This window comes from Streptococcus bouchesdurhonensis (genome assembly GCF_948472335.1).
Genome location: NZ_CAOKTW010000008.1, coordinates 207,582 through 226,195, shown reverse-complemented (window position 1 = coordinate 226,195; position 18,614 = coordinate 207,582). Strand labels below are relative to the sequence as shown.

The following is an 18,614-nucleotide window of genomic DNA, read 5'->3' as shown; positions in this document are numbered from 1 at the left end:
ATGATTAAACAAGGCATGGGTTGCTTGATGGATGTATTTTGCTGTTTCAGCATTGTTCATAGTGTAGAGATGCACACCTGCAACATCCTGAGTTACCAAGTCCACGATTTGGTCCACCGCATAGGCAAGTCCTGCTGCTCTGAGCGACTCAGGGTCATGCTCATACTTGTCTAAGATGGCTTTGAATTTACGTGGAAGATGGATATTCTCACAAGTCTTCAAGAGGCGGAGGGCCTGATTTCGATTCAGAATTGGCATAATCCCTGCATGAATAGGAACATCAATCCCAGCCAAGATACACTTGTCTTGGAAATCATAGAAGCGCTCATTGTCAAAGAAAAGCTGAGTCACAAGGCTCGAACAACCTGCATCCACTTTCTTCTTGAGATTTTGAATATCTAAAATCTGATTTGGCGAATCTGGGTGCCCTTCTGGATAGCAAGCACCAACAATATCAAAGTGAGGAGCTTGTTCCTTGATGAACTCAATTAAGTCAGTTGCATAGCGAAAATCCTTTTGCGGCTCCACATCTGGAATAATATCCCCACGAAGAGCCAAGATTTTCTGCACCCCAACCTTGTCCAAGTCCGCAATGGTTTCAGCCACCTTGTCCTTAGTCAAATAGATGGCTGGCAAGTGGGCAATGGTCGGAATCGCCAAGTCATTTTGGATAAAATCAGCCAAACGGACCGTCGTTTCCTTGATATTAAATTTATTATTGCTGGCAGTTACACTGATAAAATGGGGAGCCAACTCCTGCATATCCTGCAAGGCTGAAATAATGTTACCATTACCCACGGCTGGGTTTGGAGGGAACACTTCAAATGAGAGTGACGGTGTTTGGCGTGACATATGTAATAACCTTTTCTAGTTGATTTCTTTTTGAACAACCATTGTATGGAGAGAAATCTAATCTTACAATTTCTCACGCGCAGCTTTCGCTGCTTCAACAAGGCGGATCAAGCTTTCTTTTGTTTCTGGAATACCACGTGTTTTCAAACCACAGTCTGGGTTGATCCAAACTTTCTTGCTTGGCACTTTAGCAAGGATAGCTTCGATTGTATTGTCGATTTCGCCTTCATTTGGCACACGAGGTGAGTGGATATCGTAAACCCCAGGTCCCACTTCTGTTTGGAAGTTTTTCGCTTTGAGTTCGTCCAAGATTTCAAGGTTTGAACGGCTAGCTTCAAATGAGATAACGTCTGCATCCATGTTGTCGATAGCTGGGATGATATCTGTAAATTCTGAGTAACACATGTGAGTGTGGATTTGTGTATCTGACGCTACTGTTGAGTGTACCAAGCGGAAGGCAGGAATTGCCCAGTCAAGGTAGTCTTCGTACCAGTCGCTACGACGGAGTGGCAATTTCTCACGAAGAGCAGCCTCGTCGATTTGGATGATCTTCACGCCAGCAGCTTCAAGGTCAAGAACTTCATCCTTGATAGCAAGAGCGATTTGAAGAGTAGAATCCTTGATAGAGATGTCTTCACGTGGGAATGACCAGTTGAGGATGGTAACAGGTCCAGTCAACATACCTTTAACAGGTTTGTTTGTACGGCTTTGTGCATAGCTAGACCATTTAACAGTGATAGGGTTAAGACGAGTGACATCACCCCAGATGATTGGTGGTTTCACCCCACGCATACCGTATGATTGTACCCAACCATTTTTAGAGAAGAGGTAACCTGACAAGTTTTGACCGAAGTACTCAACCATGTCATTACGCTCAAATTCACCGTGAACAAGGACATCAAAGTCGATATCTTCTTGCCATTTGATCCATTCATCGATCGTTTCAGCAAGGAAAGCGTCGTACTCTTCTTGAGACAATTCACCTTTACGGTAAGCCAAACGTTTGGCACGAACTTCTTTTGTTTGAGGGAATGAACCAATCGTTGTTGTTGGAAGAGCTGGAAGTTTGAAAGCTTCTTCTTGGATAGCTTCACGTTCTGCAAAGGCTGGCAAACGAGTGTAGTCTGTGTCTGTCAAGCCAGCGATACGCGCACGAAGTTCAGCATTTTCACCAACACGCTCAGTCGCAAAGAGTTCTTTGTTGGCTGCAAGAGCTTCTGAACCTTGACCATTGCGGATAGCATCCAAGTCACGGATTTCATCCAATTTTTCAACTGCAAAGGCAAAGTGGTTCAAGATAGCTGGTTCAAATTCTTCGTTAGCTGTTGTAAATGGCACATGAAGAAGTGAGCATGAGCTTGTCAAAACGATGTTTTCAGCTGGGATTTGCTCAAGAACAGCCAAGCTCTTTTCGTAGTTGTTGCGCCAGATGTTTTTACCATTGACAATACCTGCATAGAGAGTCTTGTCAGCTGGGAAGCCACCTTTAACGAGTTCAAGAGTTTTCTTACCTTCAACAAAGTCAAGACCGATAGCATCTACTGGCAAGTTTACAAGGTCAGCGTATACGTCACGAACATCACCGAAATAAGTTTGAAGCAAGACTTCAAGACCTTTTTTGTCAGCCAAGAGTTTGTTGTAAAGGTTCAAGAAGAGAGCTTTTTCTTCAGCTGTCAAGTCTTTTACAAGAGCCGCTTCATCCAATTGGATGCGAGTTGCACCAAGTTCAGCCAATTTAGCAAAAACTTCTTGGTAAGTAGCCACTAAGCTATCTACGAAGTCGTCTGCTTTCACGCCTTCTTCAAAGTCTGACAATTGAAGGAAAGTGAAGGGACCTACAAGAACAGGACGAGTGTTGAGACCAAGTTCTTTGGCTTCTTGGAACTCATCAAAAATCTTGTGACCTGCAAGTTTGACTTGAGTGTCTTTTTCAAATTTAGGAACGATGTAGTGGTAGTTAGTGTTAAACCATTTCTTCATTGGGAGGGCGCGAACGTCCCCTTTTTCTCCTTGGTAACCACGTCCCAAAGCGAAGTAGCGCTCAAGGTCAGACAAGTCCAAGTTTTGAACTGAAGCAGGTACCACGTTGAAAAGGAAAGCTGCATCTAGGAAGTTGTCATAGTGAGAAAAGTCATTTGATGGGATTTCAGTGATGCCTTTTTCTTTGACAATGTTCCAGTGTTTAGCACGCAAGTCTTTTGCTGCTGCTAAAAGTTCTTCCTCTGAGATTTCTTTTCTAAAGTATTTTTCAGTTGTAAATTTTAATTCGCGGAATTCACCCAAACGAAGGAAACCGATGATTGTAGTTGACATGATGTGTCCTCCAAAATTTGTTGTTGAAACTATCTTAACAGAAAAGAAATCATCTGTATAATTGTAAAAAATTAGGCTTTGATATAGTTTGAAACTATATATCTGTTTTAAACAAAAGAAAAAGACCTGAGACAAATGCCTCAAATCCTTTGTATAGCGTGTTTTATAGCTTTATTTCAGTTATGCTCTTCAAACGCTTTATTAGTAATTCTTATAAGTGACTATGGCTTGTTATTAGAAAAGACTATAATACTCTTCGAAAATCTCTTCAAACCGCGTCAACGTCGCCTTGCCTTAGACATATGGTTACTGACTTCGTCAGTCTTATCTACAACCTCAAAACAGTGTTTTGAGCAACCTGCGGCTAGTTTCCTAGTTTGCTCTTTGATTTTCATTGAGTATGAGTCTACTCTAATCAACTCTTTTCCTGTTCGAGTGGGACGACTGCTAGTGTCTTTCCCAAACTGGCTAGGACTTTTAAGACTGTGTCCAACTGAGGACTAGTCTTGCCTGTTTCCATCCTAGCTATGACAGGCTGGCTTACTCCACTAAGTTCTTCTAGCTTTTTCTGACTGATTCCTTGCTCATGCCTGGCTTCAATCAGCTCACTCATGATAGCCACTCGCATATCACTTTCAAGGATTTCCTCCTTGGTAAAGAGTTGAGATAGGACATCCTTCCAATTACTCCCAATAGCACTATTCTTCATCTCTTAACCCTCTTTCTTTTACGTCTATGTATTTTTTGAAAAAATGAGCGAATTATAATTCGATAGATTGACCAGCGAGTTTAAAATTGGTGCTAGCTTGTTTCTTAAGCGCTTTTCCTTTTCTAGGGTAAAGCAGTTCCTGTTTGCTTAACCCCAATTTTACATGATGAATCCAATAGTAAATGGTTGAAATTCCCACGTTAACCCCTTTAGCCATCACCATCATTTCAGGCGAAAATTTTTGGTTATGATAGTGGAGAATCTTTTCCTTTAGTTCCTTGGTCAAGCTTGATCTCTTGACCGAGTGCTTGCGATTATTTTCATAAGACTGTTGAGCATAGTCGGCAGAATAAATCTCTTTGAAGCACCCTTTTCCAAGACATTTTCGGACTGTCCTACGCTTAATTTCAGTGTGGATAGTTTGAGGAGCTTTTCCAAGTAGAGAGGCAATTTCTCTATTTGATTTTCCTTCTTTTTTCCATCGTTCGATTAAGCGACGACTATCGATTGTCAAATGTTTGCCTTTTGTAGTATAATTGTCTTGCATCTCCGTGACTTTTAATCATTTCAATCTTAAATTGGACTTTTTTACTTGGGTTGTACTTAATCTATAAGGAAGACAATAAAAAGAATATCAATCGAGTAAAGTCACAAAGTCACATTAGCTCCGAGCAACCATTGCAAATCGAGGTACTCATACAATGATTAAAATATTTCTCTCTGCCTTTTCTGTCATTCTCTTTGCTATCCCTATCATAGCTTATTCTTTTTTTCCATCTTCTAATCTTAATATTTGGCTATCTACCAGACCTATCTTGGCACAGATTTATGCCTTCCCCTTAGCTACTGCAACTATGGTTTCTATTTTAAGTTTCGTATTTTTTTCCCTATCTTTTTACAAGAAAAATAAACAAATACGGTTTTATTCTAGCATCTTGCTCTTACTATCGTTCATATTACTATTATTCGGAACAGATAAAACCCTTTCTTCCGTATCAAATAAGACTAAAACCTTAAAATTAGTAACTTGGAACGTCGCTAATCAAATAGAAGCACAACATATTGAGCGAATTTTTAGCCATTTTGATGCCGATATGGCTATATTCCCTGAACTAGCTACCAATATCAGAGGTAAGCAAGAAAACCAGAGAATCAAACTATTGTTTCATCAAGTTGGACTTTCTATGGCCAACTATGATATTTTTACTTCTCCACCTACTGACAGTGGAATAGCTCCTGTGACTGTGATTGTCAAGAAAAGTTACGATTTCTATACAAAAGCTGAAACTTTTCATACAACACGGTTCGGGACAATTGTATTACATTCGAGAAAACAAGATATACCAGATATCATTGCTTTGCATACTGCTCCTCCTCTGCCAGGTTTAATGGAAATCTGGAATCAAGACTTAAACATCATTCATAATCAATTGGCTTCAAAATATCCAAAGGCTATTATTGCAGGTGATTTTAATGCAACTATGCGTCATGGAGCACTTGCAAAAATAAGCTCTCATAGGGACGCATTAAATGCACTGCCACCTTTTGAAAGAGGAACTTGGAATAGCCAAAGTCCAAAACTTTTTAATGCAACGATAGATCATATTTTATTGCCTAAAAACCACTACTATGTTAAAGATTTAGACATTGTAAGTTTTCAAAACTCTGATCATAGATGTATTTTTACAGAAATCACATTTTAATTATTTTATATAAAATCACCCCTCTAGTGTTCATAAACTAGAGGGGGAATTTATATCCTACTATCGTTTAACGCACTTCTGCATTCACTTTTTCTTCGAGCGACGCTTGGATTTTTTCCATATATCGTGCGACTTCTTCGTCCGTTAAGCTATCTTCTGGATTTTGGAAGGTCAAGCTATAAGCCATGGACTTCATACCAAGTCCCAATTTCTCACCTGAGAAGACGTCAAAGAGTTTGATATCTGTCAAACGTTTCACGTAAGCAGCTTGGATAGCATCTACAACTTCTTGGTGAGTTACTTCTGCCTTGAGGAGAAGGGCAACGTCACGGCTGACTGCTGGGAATTTGGTGATTTCTACAAATGGAGTCGCTGGCTGAAGCGCAGCTTCGATAGCTGAAAGGTTAAGCTCAGCTACATACGTTTCTGGAATATCGTAAGCCTTGGCAGTGACTGGATGCACTTGGCCAAGGAAACCAAGAACTTGGTCACCGAGTGAAATCACGGCTGTACGACCTGGATGAAGGCTAGCGATTTCAGATGTTGCTATATAGGTTACTTGGAGTCCCAAACGAGTAAATAGGGCTTCAAGGATTCCCTTAGCATAGAAGAAATCAACTGGAACTGCTGCTGTTTGGAAATCTTTTTCAGCAACTAAGCCTGTCAAGGCAAAAGCAAAGCTGTTGATCTCATTTGGAAGTTCTTCTTTTGGATTGCCTATCTGTTCAAAGACTTTTCCAATCTCGTAAAGAGCCAAGTTTTTGTTCTTACGAGCCACGTTGTAAGCAACTGTATCTAGGATACCAGAAATCATATTTTGACGGAGGACAGAACGGTCCACTGTCATTGGCCACATGAGTTCAGTAAGGTTACTTGGTTGAGCCGTAAACTCAACTGCTTTTTCAGGAGTTGTTAGAGCATAGGTGATGATTTCTGTCAAACCTGCTCCTTCAGCAATGGTACGAACTTGACGGCGAAGTTTTTGAGTTGCAGTCAATTCACCAGCTGTACCATCGTCTTTTGGAAGGCTGGTTGGCAAGCGATCATAGCCATAGATACGAGCGATTTCTTCAAAGAGGTCTGCCTCGATAGTGATATCCCAGCGACGACGTGGGACGCTGACTGTAAAGCTGTCTGCATTTCCAGAAAGACCAAAGCCAAGACGACGGAAGACATCTTCTACATCAGCGTATGAAAGCTCAGTTCCGAGGACACGGTTGACGTCAGCAAGGGTAGAAGAAACTTCCACATCAGAGGTATCAAGTTCACCCGCTGAAACGATACCTTTACGCACCGTCGCACCTGCAAGTTCTGCAATCATGCTAGCCGCCGCATCAAGGGCTTCGTTAACAGTTGCCACATTGATACCTTTTTCAAAGCGAGAAGATGACTCAGAACGAAGGTTAAGACGACCACTAGTCTTGCGGATAGATTTTCCGTTGAAGACTGCAGCTTCAAGGACGACACGACTAGATTTCTCAGAAATTTCTGTTGCTTGACCGCCCATGACACCTGCAAGGGCTACTGGTTTGTCTGCGACAGTGATAACTAAGTCATTCACCTCTAAGTCACGTTCTTCACCATCTAAAGTCACTAATTTTTCACCAGCACGCGCTTCACGCACACGGATGTCAGTCCCTTCAAAGGTATCCAAGTCAAAGGCATGCATTGGTTGACCAAAATAGAGCAGGATGTAGTTGGTCACGTCCACTACGTTATTGATGGGACGGATTCCTTCGTTCATGAGAAGGTTTTGCAACCATTGTGGACTTGGTGCGATGGTCACATTGTCCAAGATACGAGCTGCATAGTAAGGCGCCTTGTCTGTCTCAATGCTGACAGAAAGGGCATCTGCCGCAGCTTCATTAGTTTCTGTTAGAGTAAATTCTTTAAAGTTGACTGCCTTGTCATAGATGGCTGCCACTTCGTGAGCCACTCCACACATAGAAAGGGCATCTGCACGGTTTGGTGTGATGGAAAGTTCGATGATTTCATCATCCAAGTCTAGGTAAGAAAAGACTTCCTCACCTGGCACGGCATCTTCAGGCAAGATTTGGATGCCATCTGCGAATTCCTTAGGCACAACTGAGTCAGAAATTCCCAATTCACCAAGTGAACAGATCATTCCAAGTGACTCCAAACCACGGATTTTTCCTTTTTTGATTTTGTAGTTATCAGCGATACGAGCTCCTGGAAGAGCCACCATGACCTTGATCCCAGCACGCACATTTGGGGCACCACAAACGATCTGACGCTCTTCTTCGCCAACGTTAACCTGACAAACATGGAGGTGAGTCTCTGGCACATCTTCGCAAGACAAGACCTCACCGACGACAATTTTTGAGAGACCAGCAGCTGGTGATTCGACACCCTCTACCTCGATTCCTGTAGTTGACATTTTTTCAGCCAACTCTTGTGATGGCACATCAATGTCCACCAATTCTTTTAACCATTTATAAGATATAAGCATAATTTAGTTCTCCAGAATGACCATTGCCACACTGGTTCTTTTCCTTTCCTATCATTTCAATAGAAGAATCCTCTTCTTACCTTAATTTCTTTCTCAGTAACCAATCCGTATCTACTTTTTGACCAACCATAAAATGATGTTGGCTAAATTTTTCAAAACCATATCGATTATAAAACGCTTGAGCTTTTGTATTATGCTCCCAAACACCTAGCCAAGCCCAAGAAAAACTATTTTTTGTAGCAAGTTCAAGTGCGAATTCAAACAGTTGCTTACCTAGTCCAAATCCTTGGAATTTTTGTAGCACATAGAGGCGTTGAATTTCAAAAGCGTCCTCTAATTCTCTCTCAGTTTGAGCACTTCCCCAGTTGACTTTGAGAAAACCAGCTATCTCCTCCTCATGCATAATGAAATAGGTTTCAGAGTCAGGATTTCCCAACTCAGTTGACAAAGTTTTCAGACTATAAGCCTCTTCAAAGTATTCCTGTAACTGCTCTTCCGTATTATCATACGCAAAGGTTTCACGAAAGGCTTGTTTGGCAATTTTAGCCAACACCTCAACATCTGCCATTTCTACTTTTCTAATCATTATTTAAACTGTTCTGAGAAGCGGACATCTCCTTGGTAGAATCCACGGATATCGTTGATTCCATAACGGAGCATAGCTACACGCTCTTGTCCAAGACCAAAGGCAAAACCAGAGTATACAGTCGCATCGATACCACTCATTTCAAGGACACGTGGGTGAACCATACCGGCTCCCATAATTTCGATCCAACCTATTTTCTTACATACGTTACAGCCTTCTCCACCACACTTGAAGCAAGAAACATCCACCTCAACAGATGGCTCTGTGAATGGGAAGTAAGATGGACGCAAACGAATTTGACGCTCTTCACCAAACATTTTTTGGACAATCAACTGAAGCGTTCCTTGAAGATCAGCCATAGAGATATTTTTCCCAACTACCAAGCCTTCGATTTGGTGGAATTGGTGACTGTGGGTCGCATCGTCCGTATCGCGACGGAAGACACGCCCTGGCGAGATCATCTTCAAAGGACCTTTAGAAAAATCATGGGCATCCATAGCACGCGCCTGAACTGGAGACGTGTGGGTACGGAGCAAGATTTCTTCAGTGATATAGAAAGTATCCTGCATATCACGAGCTGGGTGGTCTTTTGGAAGGTTCATACGTTCAAAGTTATAGTAGTCTTGCTCCACTTCAAAACCATCCACGACTTGATAACCCATACCGATGAAGATATCTTCGATTTCTTCACTGGTTTGTGTCAAAACGTGACGGTGACCAGTCGCAACTGGACGACCTGGAAGCGTCACATCGATACTATCGCTAGCCAGTTGAGCCGCGACTTTCTTTTCTTCCAAGAGCTTAGCTGTTTCTTCAAAAGCAGCTGTCAAGACATCACGAGCTTCATTGACGTGTTTCCCGATGATTGGACGCATCTCAGCAGAAACATCTTTCATCCCTTTGAGGATTTCAGTGAGCGAACCCTTTTTACCAAGGACAGAGACACGCAAATCTTGCATCTCTTTTTCATTTCCAGCAGTAATCTGCTTCAAGCTAGTCAGCGTTTCTTCGCGAAGCGCTTTTAATTGTTCTTCAATAGTTGACATATTTCCTCCATCAGTCTCTCGTAGATAAAAAGAAAACCACATGCCAAAAACTCCACTCGGAGCGTTGACACGCGGTACCATCCGTTTTCATCTGACAAGTCAGACCTTCATTTCTAAATCCATGCGCAAGTGAATTCACCCAGCTTTCATATAGAGAGCTTGCAGTCACGGCTCTCCTCCCTGATATACTTCCCTTGGGCTACTAGTCTTTCAGATTTCTATTCAATTACCACTTAGTTTATCAGATTTTTACCATTCTTGCAAGACCTATCTTACTTCTGCTTGTTAGCTTATTCTTATCTAACTTTATAGCGGATTGAAATAAGATGAAAACAAATCGATTGGGAAAGTAAAATTAATTTCTATAAATGTTTTAGCAATTGTTTCGTACTATTTTAGATTCAGTCTACTATATATAACCAATCTATCCTAAGTTAACTATTTATAATCGGCTCTCTGTAACAAAATTAAATTAATTAATCCCCCTATAAAATAAAGAGGTTTAGAATTTGATGTCTTCCAAACCTCTTTATTTCATATTTAATGAGATGCTGCCTTAACCGTGATAATATCTAATCATCAATAAACAAACTATTTGAATAAGGATTCTCCATTTGATTCAATCACTCCTTTATACCAAGTAAAGGACATTTTCTTATATCGATTGAATGTGCCATTTCCATCATCATTTCGATCAACATAAATGAGACCGTACCTCTTAGAAAGCTGTGCAGTGGACATAGAAACGCAGTCAATACATCCCCAAGACGTATAGCCCATAATTTCCACACCATCTTGTAGAGCTTCAGCTACTTGCAATAAATGTTCTTTCATATACTGAATTCTATAATCATCTTGGACTGTTAAGTTATTAAATTCATCTTTTATTAGTTGATCTTTAGCACCTAATCCGTTTTCCACTATAAATAATGGAATTTGATAACGGTCATAATATCTATTTAAAATTATACGTAGTCCAATTGGATCAATTTGCCATCCCCACTCAGAAGACTCTAAATAAGGATTTACTAAACCACCAATAATATTCCCTTCTCCTGAATTATACTGTGTTGGAAGAGCAGATTGAGTCACACTCATGTAATAGCTAAAGGATAAAAAATCTACAGTATAATTTTTTAATAACTCTGCATCTTCAGCTGCAAACTCTATGTTAATGTCATTTTCCTTAAAATATCTTTTTGCATAATTCGGATAATAACCTCTAACATGCACATCTGAAAATAGATAATTTAGATTCTCATACTCATGAGTCGCCCATACATCTTTTGGATTTGGAGTCATTGGATAAGCTGGCATAGCTAATACCATACACCCCACCTTAAACTCTGAATTAATCTCACGAGCAATTTTTGTAACCAAACTCGAGGCGACTAATTCATGATGTATAGCTTGATATAATTCTTGTTTCGAAAGATTCTCCTTAGGTATATCTATTCCTCCACTAGTAAACGGTAATTCCAAAACAGAGTTTACTTCGTTAAATGTAAGCCAATATTTAACTTTATCTTTATACCTTTCTAAAACTGTTCGAGCAAATTTTTCATAAAAATGAATCATTCTCCTATCAATCCATCCATGATATTTTCTTGCTAAATATAATGGAGTCTCATAGTGTGAAAGAGTTACAAGTGGTTCTATCCCGTGAGCATGTAGTTCATCAAACAATTCATCATAATATTTCAACCCAGCTTCGTTAGGTTCTTCCTCATCTCCTTTTGGAAAAATTCTACTCCATGCAATAGAAGTACGAAAAACATTAAAGCCCATTTCAGAAAACAAGGATATATCTTCCTTATATTTATGATAAAAATCAATACCTATCAATTTTAAGTTATCTTCTGTAGGATTTTCTGTTGCTTCTCCTAATCCACCTTTGGGTAACACATCCTGAACTGATAAGCCCTTACCATCTTCATTATATGCTCCCTCTACTTGATTAGCTGCAACAGCTCCACCCCAAAGAAAATCATCTGGAAAAATGGTCATAACTTTCCTCCATTATAATATTACCAGTAATTCCTTAGAATGCTCGATTGTCTGATTATTAGGTAATACTAATACATCTAGAAAATCATTGGTATTCGTTACAATTACTGGTGTAACTGTTTCGTAGCCTTTAGTCTTGATTAAATTCAAGTCCATTTCAAAAATCAACTGATTTTTGAAAACTCTGTCTCCTTCTTCTACATGACTAATAAAACCTTGACCTTTTAGCTCAACAGTATCTAATCCAATATGAATTAGTAACTCAACACCCTCATCACTCTTCAATCCAATTGCGTGCTTAGTCGGAAAAATATTTGTAATTTTCCCATCAAATGGTGCATAAACCTTACCTTCACTTGGAATAATCGCTACTCCGTCTCCAATTAGTTTATCTGAAAATGTTTTATCCTGGACATCGCTTAACGGAATGATTTCTCCTGATATAGGAGAAAATATCATTTTTTTATTTGAAACTCCAGCTTTAACTTCTAAATTGCTAGAACTCTCTTCTTCATCGATTCCAAATATATAAGCTAATACAAAGGTAATAACAACGAAATAACCGCCACAATTAAAGCATTTACAATATTTGATGGTACATCAGAATAAATAAATTGAGGCAACGCTATCAAAGATGGGACAGCAAATAGATACGCTTTAACACTAGTAAGACCTGCAAATAATCCCGCTAATCCACCACCAATCATAGCTGCATAAAGCGGTTTTTTATATTTTAAAGTCACACCATATAATGCAGGTTCGGTAATCCCTGCAAGTAAGGCTGAGAAACCTGCTGCAAAAGCAATTTGTTTTGTATTATTATTTTTACTCTTTAATGCAACAGCCATCGAAGCAGCCCCTTGAGCTAAGTTTGACCCTAACATTGCTGGAAGAATTAATACGTCTGGAGTAGCAATAGATGCCGCCAAAAAAATAGGTGCAAAAGCCCAATGCATTCCAGTCATAACAATAAATGGCATAATAGCACCAAGAATAGCTAATGTAAGCCATCCAGCTACATCATACATTTGCCCAACTAGATTTGATAATCCTTCACCAACAATTACTCCAATAGGCCCGACTACAACTAAGGCAATACAGCTTGATACTAATAATACTAGCGTAGGTTGCAAAAAACTCTTAGTAACAGCTGGTGTTAATTTAGCAATCATTTTTTCAATATATTTCATCAACCAAACCATAATAAGAATTGGAACGACTGACGAACCATAACTAGCTGGTATCACAGGTACACCAAATAAACTAAGAGGATTCCCTGATTGCACCATTTGAACAAAATTTGGATGGAGAAGTACACCTGCTACAGACATAGCTAATGTAGATGTTACTTTTAATTTTTGTGATGCAGAATAAGCTAATAACAGCGGTAAGAAATAATATGGAGCATCCCCAAAAAATGTCAAAAAAGCAATAGTCTGAGAATCTGATTGCAATATACCAAGCATTGGTAAAATAATTACCAAGACTTTCAGCATACCTCCCCCTAACATTGCTGGAATGATTGGAGTCATGGAACCAGCGATATATTCAATGATTCTTTCTAAAATATTCCCTTTGTGCCCTTGATCAACTGAATCTGTTTCAAAATTGCCAAGTTTAATGAATTCTTTATAATAATTGGCTACATCATTACCAAGTATAATTTGATATTGCCCATTCTTTTTCATAATACCTATTACACCTGGTATCTTCTTCACATCATCATCATTGACTAAATTTTCATCTTTTAATTCTAATCTTAAACGTGTTACACAATGGGTAACTCTATTGACATTTTTTTCGCCTCCAATTACATCGAGGATTTTTTGTACTGTATCTTTATAACTCATGGTATTCTCCTATTCTATTAATCTAAATTTTTTGTTAAACGACGAATATGAGCCATCAAATAAACTAATTCACTAGAAGTCAGCAAATAATTGTACTCAGTTTGTATAAACATTGCCACCTGTTCACCACATTCATATTCTCTAGGATATTTATTTTTCATTAATGCTAACAAGTCTTCATCATCATCGTCACAATAAGTTGTATTTTCACCAAGCGATGGGCAAATAATTTTATATGAGTTATGAATCTATAATAATCAATAGAATCTTGGTTAAACTCAGTACAATAGAAATCTTGAATGATTTTCTCAATTCCCATAATTATTTCAGTGATTTTATACGACTCTTGAAAATTATTTTCTAAATTAGCATTAACAAAATGTAGCGCTATGAATGCAGCTTCGTCAATTGGAAGTTCAATACCTAACTCTTTTTTTATTATTTGTAAAGCCCTTTTCCCAAGCTCAAATTCTTCTTTATAATATTTCGAGATTTCCCAGCGTAGGGGATTCGAAATAATAATCCCTTCTTTATAACGTTCTATGCTCGAAGAAATATGATCCGTTAAATTAATATAGATAATTTCATCAAAATTATTACCCAATGTTATTTTACCTAGGTTAATTATTTTTTCGGTAATGTACACCAACTCCAAAGGAACGTTAATAAACATCTCTGTAAAACGGGTCATATTATCTCTATTTTTGAGAAAAAAACTTTTCTCAATATCAATTGGATTTACTTTATCTCCAATTTTTTTTCCAAAAGCTATTCCCCTTCCAAAAAGAAGAATATCGATATCTTTTTTACTTTGCGCAATTACGGCATTGTGGTTTAGTATTCGTTTTATGATCATAAAATTTCCCTTTTAAAATAAAAGGAACCTACTTAAAAACATCAAGAAACTTCTTCTGATGTGATTAAATAGGTTCCTGCTCACTTGTATTAGTGATAACATCCTTTTATTTCAATTTTTAATGGTGACATGAAGCTTAAATAATTAATAACTCTGTAACCGTTTTTATTTTATGATATTTCAATCTATTTGTCAAGTACTTGTAGAAATTTTTTTATTTTGTGTGATTCGAATGTGAAAATGTCAACAGCCTCACTAAAGAAATGAAAATCATACATAGAAATTTTTAAAAGTTTTCTCTATCGTAAACCTGCCACTAGTTCAGAAGCTATACTAGCTGATTCCAAACGTAATATGGTCATTTCATCTACCTTCCCTAATAATGGCATTGCGCCATACCAAACAATGGTCTTGTTTACCAAAAGAATAGGCGTGACTATTTTTGATTGAGTAAAAGATACTTTAATTTTCTGGCTCTTCAACTGGTCTAGCCATGCTTTATTTGCAACCGTCTCTGGTATACATATCTCAATTTGACTAATCCTAAATTCTTTTAGAAAATTCATCAGTTTTGTCTGGTGCACATAAGGTAAAATAAGCAGACATTCCTGTCTTTCCCCTGCCAAGTCCTCTCTCAACACCTTCTCATATCTACTATCAACATAAACGAATTGTTTCTCCTCACCCTCGATGACACGATAATCCATCTTTCGATAAGCTACTTGTCGTTTCTGAAACATCTTTTCTAAATAAGGAACATGAATATCCACATAATCGAAAATCCGCACCAAAGACTTATCCTTGTAGTTTCTATGAATCCGACCTGCATACTGAATTAAATTATTTTTCCAAGAAAAGGGTGCTGCCAATATAAGCGTGTCTAGCTGAGGCAAGTCAAAACCTTCGCCAATGTATTTTCCAGTAGACAATAAAACAAACCCTTTATCTAACTGTTCTAACGTCTCCATTAAACTTGTTCTATCTCGGACTTTGGTTTTTCCGCTAATAATATAACAGTCATCAACCTCTTTCTCTTTCAATAACTTTTCAAAGACATCTATCTGTTGAATTCGATTGACTAGAACCAAGATATTCCGCCCTTCTGCCACTTGGTCTAGAATATCCTTGATAATCAACTGATTCCTCACTGAGTCAGTAGCAATCCAATCACTAAGCTGTATAAAATTACTTGCTTTGGTCTTTTCAATCTCCAAATGACCAAAAGAAGTGAATCTTAATTGCAATTGCCGTTTAAAATCCGTTTCCCTCTTATCAGCAGTATGGAGTATCTCACCAATTCTCTGAAAAACAATAGGCTCATGACCATTCTTACGCTCAGGCGTAGCCGTCAAACCGTAAAGATACTTCCCTCTAAACTGAGCAACAACTTTTTCAAACATCAAGGCAGAGACATGATGACACTCATCCACAATCATCATCTCATACTCATCCAAAAGACTTTGACTATTTTCCAACTTAAATAGAGATTGGATCATAACGACATCAACCAGTCCACTCAACCATTTCTTAGTCCCACCGTACTGCCCGACATAGCCTATTACCCTTTCACGACCTGATGGCGTATAACGGGTAGCTTCTTCCTCTTCGAAAGTCAAAAAACACTTTAGGCGATCCAGCCACTGGTCTAAGAGTTGCCTATTATGAACTAGGATAATTGTTTTTGTTTTCCGTTCAGAGATAAGAGCAGCACCTAAAACGGTCTTTCCAAAACCGGTCTCCGCATGAAGTAAACCATTTTCTTTAGAAGTCATATCTGACAGGGCTAACTCTTGCTCAAAAGTGAGTTCTCCCTTAAATTCCACTCTAATAGACCTTTGTACCTTTCTCCTATCTTCCACAGATCCCTGCTCATACTCAATGAAAATCAAAGAGCAAACTAGGAAGCTAGCCGTAGGCAGTACTTGAGTACGGCAAGGCGAAGCTGACGTGGTTTGAAGAGATTTTCGAAGAGTATTAAATTTATCTTGCAATGGATACAGCAAACCTCTTGGCAGCCATAAATAATGATCGGATTCTCCAAATAAATACATTCGCTCAGGAATTTGATAGGTTGGCTGTCGCATAGCCTGCTTTAAATAAAATTCGGGATTAGAAAATGAAGCCATATTTTTCAAGAAAAACAGTGTCTTGGGTGTCACAGACGATTTTTCAAGTTGGATCATATTGGATAAGACGACCTTCAACTCCTTATCCAATTCTTCCTTACCTAACTCCTCTTGGATTAACAGTGCCACTTTAGCAGTTGAAACCCTCTGAATTTCTTGTAGATACCTCCATTGGTCTTCATAAGGCTGAAACTGTTCATCCACAAAGACCGTTCGCCCTTGATGATAAGCTTCTCCTTGAAAAGGAAGGGCAATCAAATTACCAAATCCACCTTTAGGAAGAACATCCTGATTTGGAAACATGCGATCAAAAGAATCAAAGGACAGTTGCATACTTTCCTGCATTGCCAGTTCTAACAGTTTCTTTCCAAACAAGCGAGCCTCTCGACTCGGAATCGCTTCCTCAAAGAAGAACCAAATATGGAGTCCGTGACCCGAACGAGAAATCTCTAAATGGGCTTCCATCTGGCGTTCCCTGGCTATTCTTCGAATGGTTAAACCAGCTTCTTTCCAATCTCCTTCATCCAAATCAAGTACCAAAAAATAACAGCTATCATCTAAGTGCATAGGAAAGATACCGATAGCTGTCTCCCCACGAAAATGAGATTTCAAAACGGAATCCGTCAATGTCTGGAAACTCCGTTTTTCAGGTGACAACTGCTTCCAACCATAATCATAGGATGGAAAATACTGAATTTTCCCTTGATCATTGATAAAACTCTTAGCATAAACATCAAAACGGCCAGCAAACACGGAGGTAAACAATTGTAATTTTTCTTGCGTCGTCAAGTGACTACTTTGAAGTTGGAACATCTCCTCGAACCGAGAGCGTTCCATAACAAACTGACTCTTGTCTTTAAGACGTTTACACAAGAAAAACTCACTATCCCCATTAAAAGAAGAAAAGACATCAAGTACTTCTACCACAATTCCATCCAAAGACACAAAAACAGCCATAACAATCACCTCCTTGATTCCTATAGGCTGATTATAACAAGAATAGCTGAAATTGTACACGAAAATAAAATCCTAATAGTACTCATTTTGTATGTGGCTAATATTCCGTCTCGCTCCGGAATGTACGAGGTAAATAGAGTTTAAACGAGCAGTCTATAAAATTCAAAAAACGCATATTATCAAGTGACCTAAAACTTTGATGATATACGTTTTCTTGTGAGAATATTTGCTTCATTTTTTCCTAAAATTCAATGTTTACTCAGTATTAGGATTATGAAAAATCGAGGTCTAAATCTAGATACATTTTTTCTGAAGACAAATCATTTTGACCACCGAGCAAGAGATTTTCAAAAAAAGCTGTTAAAAACTCAGGACGTCGCTGTAAAATCTTTGCATTATCTAATACCAAGGCATCACGAAAATACTTGGCATGTTGCTGAAATGGTGTATTATCAATATCAAAACCAAACTCACGAAGATACTGAATCAAAAAGACCGTTACTGTCCGAGTGTTTCCTTCGCGAAATGGATGAATCTGCCAGATTCCTGAAATAAAATGCTGGATTTGTTTAACCACATCCGCCTGAGTTAGTGTCGCATATGCAACTTGTTTTTCCTGATTAAAATCATAATCCAAGGTCATTTGAATCATGGAGTAATCAGAGTACACAACACTTTCACCATTCAAAACAGGTTCATTCTTTGTGATATTGGTCTGACGAAATTGCCCCACCTAATAGAGGGTTCAAATATATCTTGAAACAACTCCTTATGAATAGCAAGTAAGGTCGCAGGACTAAAGCTAAAGCCTCTTCGAGACAATAGTTCTACAATACGTAGAGAAACCAAGTCTGCCTCTTCCGTACTTGCATCAATAGTATGGTGATAAGCCGTTGCATCCTCATAAACCTGCTCGTAAGTCAGTTCACCCCGGGACTGTTTCTCAGCCAAAGATTCCATATACGCTGATGGCACTAGATTGTCAACTTTCTGCAGACCAAAACCTATCCGCCATAAGTCACGCTTAGCTTCATAAGACAAGTTTGGGTTGTCAATGTTGTAAGTTGGTTGCATAGAAATATCCTTTCAATTGTTTTTCTGTGTCATCGGTAAATGGTGAAATTGGGGTGAACTATAAA

General features: G+C 38.6%; 9 protein-coding genes and 4 pseudogenes. 1 reads left to right on the top strand and 12 read right to left on the bottom strand.

Annotated features, from left to right (window positions below; all coding sequences use genetic code 11):
* The 4 genes and pseudogenes from metF to QMQ21_RS13970 form a co-directional block, all read right to left on the bottom strand.
* Nucleotides 1–852: methylenetetrahydrofolate reductase [NAD(P)H] (gene metF / locus QMQ21_RS13985; protein ID WP_261814654.1), on the bottom strand; the 852-nt coding region annotated here is incomplete at its 3' end.
* A 63-nt stretch (nucleotides 853–915) separates the two neighbouring features.
* On the bottom strand, nucleotides 916–3,165 hold the full coding sequence (gene metE, locus QMQ21_RS13980; RefSeq protein WP_166735810.1) for a 5-methyltetrahydropteroyltriglutamate--homocysteine S-methyltransferase: 2,250 nt from the start codon (nucleotides 3,163–3,165) through the stop codon (nucleotides 916–918).
* 415 nt (nucleotides 3,166–3,580) lie between these two features.
* Nucleotides 3,581–3,874: a helix-turn-helix domain-containing protein gene (locus QMQ21_RS13975; protein WP_261814653.1), complete on the bottom strand. Its 294-nt coding sequence runs from the start codon at nucleotides 3,872–3,874 to the stop codon at nucleotides 3,581–3,583.
* A gap of 58 nt (nucleotides 3,875–3,932) precedes the next feature.
* A pseudogene (locus QMQ21_RS13970) lies at nucleotides 3,933–4,421 on the bottom strand (transposase); the annotation flags it as partial.
* Nucleotides 4,422–4,575: 154 nt separating this feature from the next.
* On the opposite strand from QMQ21_RS13970, the gene QMQ21_RS13965 reads away from it, so the two are divergent.
* The gene (locus QMQ21_RS13965; RefSeq protein WP_166735811.1) at nucleotides 4,576–5,577 is read left to right on the top strand and encodes an endonuclease/exonuclease/phosphatase family protein; all 1,002 of its coding nucleotides are present in this window, start codon (nucleotides 4,576–4,578) and stop codon (nucleotides 5,575–5,577) included.
* A 67-nt stretch (nucleotides 5,578–5,644) separates the two neighbouring features.
* Here QMQ21_RS13965 and pheT read toward each other — a convergent pair whose 3' ends face one another.
* The 8 genes and pseudogenes from pheT to QMQ21_RS13925 all read right to left on the bottom strand — a co-directional run bounded on the left by pheT (nucleotide 5,645) and on the right by QMQ21_RS13925 (nucleotide 18,549).
* Entirely contained in the window at nucleotides 5,645–8,047 is a 2,403-nt protein-coding gene (gene pheT, locus QMQ21_RS13960; RefSeq protein WP_261814652.1) for a phenylalanine--tRNA ligase subunit beta, read from the bottom strand.
* A gap of 76 nt (nucleotides 8,048–8,123) precedes the next feature.
* Nucleotides 8,124–8,633 (bottom strand): GNAT family N-acetyltransferase, encoded by a 510-nt coding sequence (locus QMQ21_RS13955; protein WP_000619941.1) that lies wholly within the window; start codon nucleotides 8,631–8,633, stop codon nucleotides 8,124–8,126.
* Nucleotides 8,633–9,679: a phenylalanine--tRNA ligase subunit alpha gene (pheS, locus tag QMQ21_RS13950; RefSeq protein ID WP_001855033.1), complete on the bottom strand. Its 1,047-nt coding sequence runs from the start codon at nucleotides 9,677–9,679 to the stop codon at nucleotides 8,633–8,635. Before pheS ends, QMQ21_RS13955 begins: the two co-directional genes overlap by 1 nt.
* 591 nt (nucleotides 9,680–10,270) lie before the next feature.
* Entirely contained in the window at nucleotides 10,271–11,686 is a 1,416-nt protein-coding gene (locus tag QMQ21_RS13945) for a glycoside hydrolase family 1 protein (protein WP_000151832.1), read from the bottom strand.
* A gap of 12 nt (nucleotides 11,687–11,698) precedes the next feature.
* Nucleotides 11,699–13,536, bottom strand: a pseudogene (locus QMQ21_RS13940) (beta-glucoside-specific PTS transporter subunit IIABC).
* A gap of 17 nt (nucleotides 13,537–13,553) precedes the next feature.
* A pseudogene (licT, locus tag QMQ21_RS13935) lies at nucleotides 13,554–14,392 on the bottom strand (BglG family transcription antiterminator LicT).
* A 299-nt stretch (nucleotides 14,393–14,691) separates the two neighbouring features.
* Nucleotides 14,692–17,475 (bottom strand): TOTE conflict system archaeo-eukaryotic primase domain-containing protein, encoded by a 2,784-nt coding sequence (locus QMQ21_RS13930; protein WP_000268100.1) that lies wholly within the window; start codon nucleotides 17,473–17,475, stop codon nucleotides 14,692–14,694.
* 271 nt (nucleotides 17,476–17,746) lie between these two features.
* Nucleotides 17,747–18,549 (bottom strand): annotated as a pseudogene (locus QMQ21_RS13925) (Fic family protein).
* Between the last annotated feature and the right edge of the window lie 65 nt (nucleotides 18,550–18,614).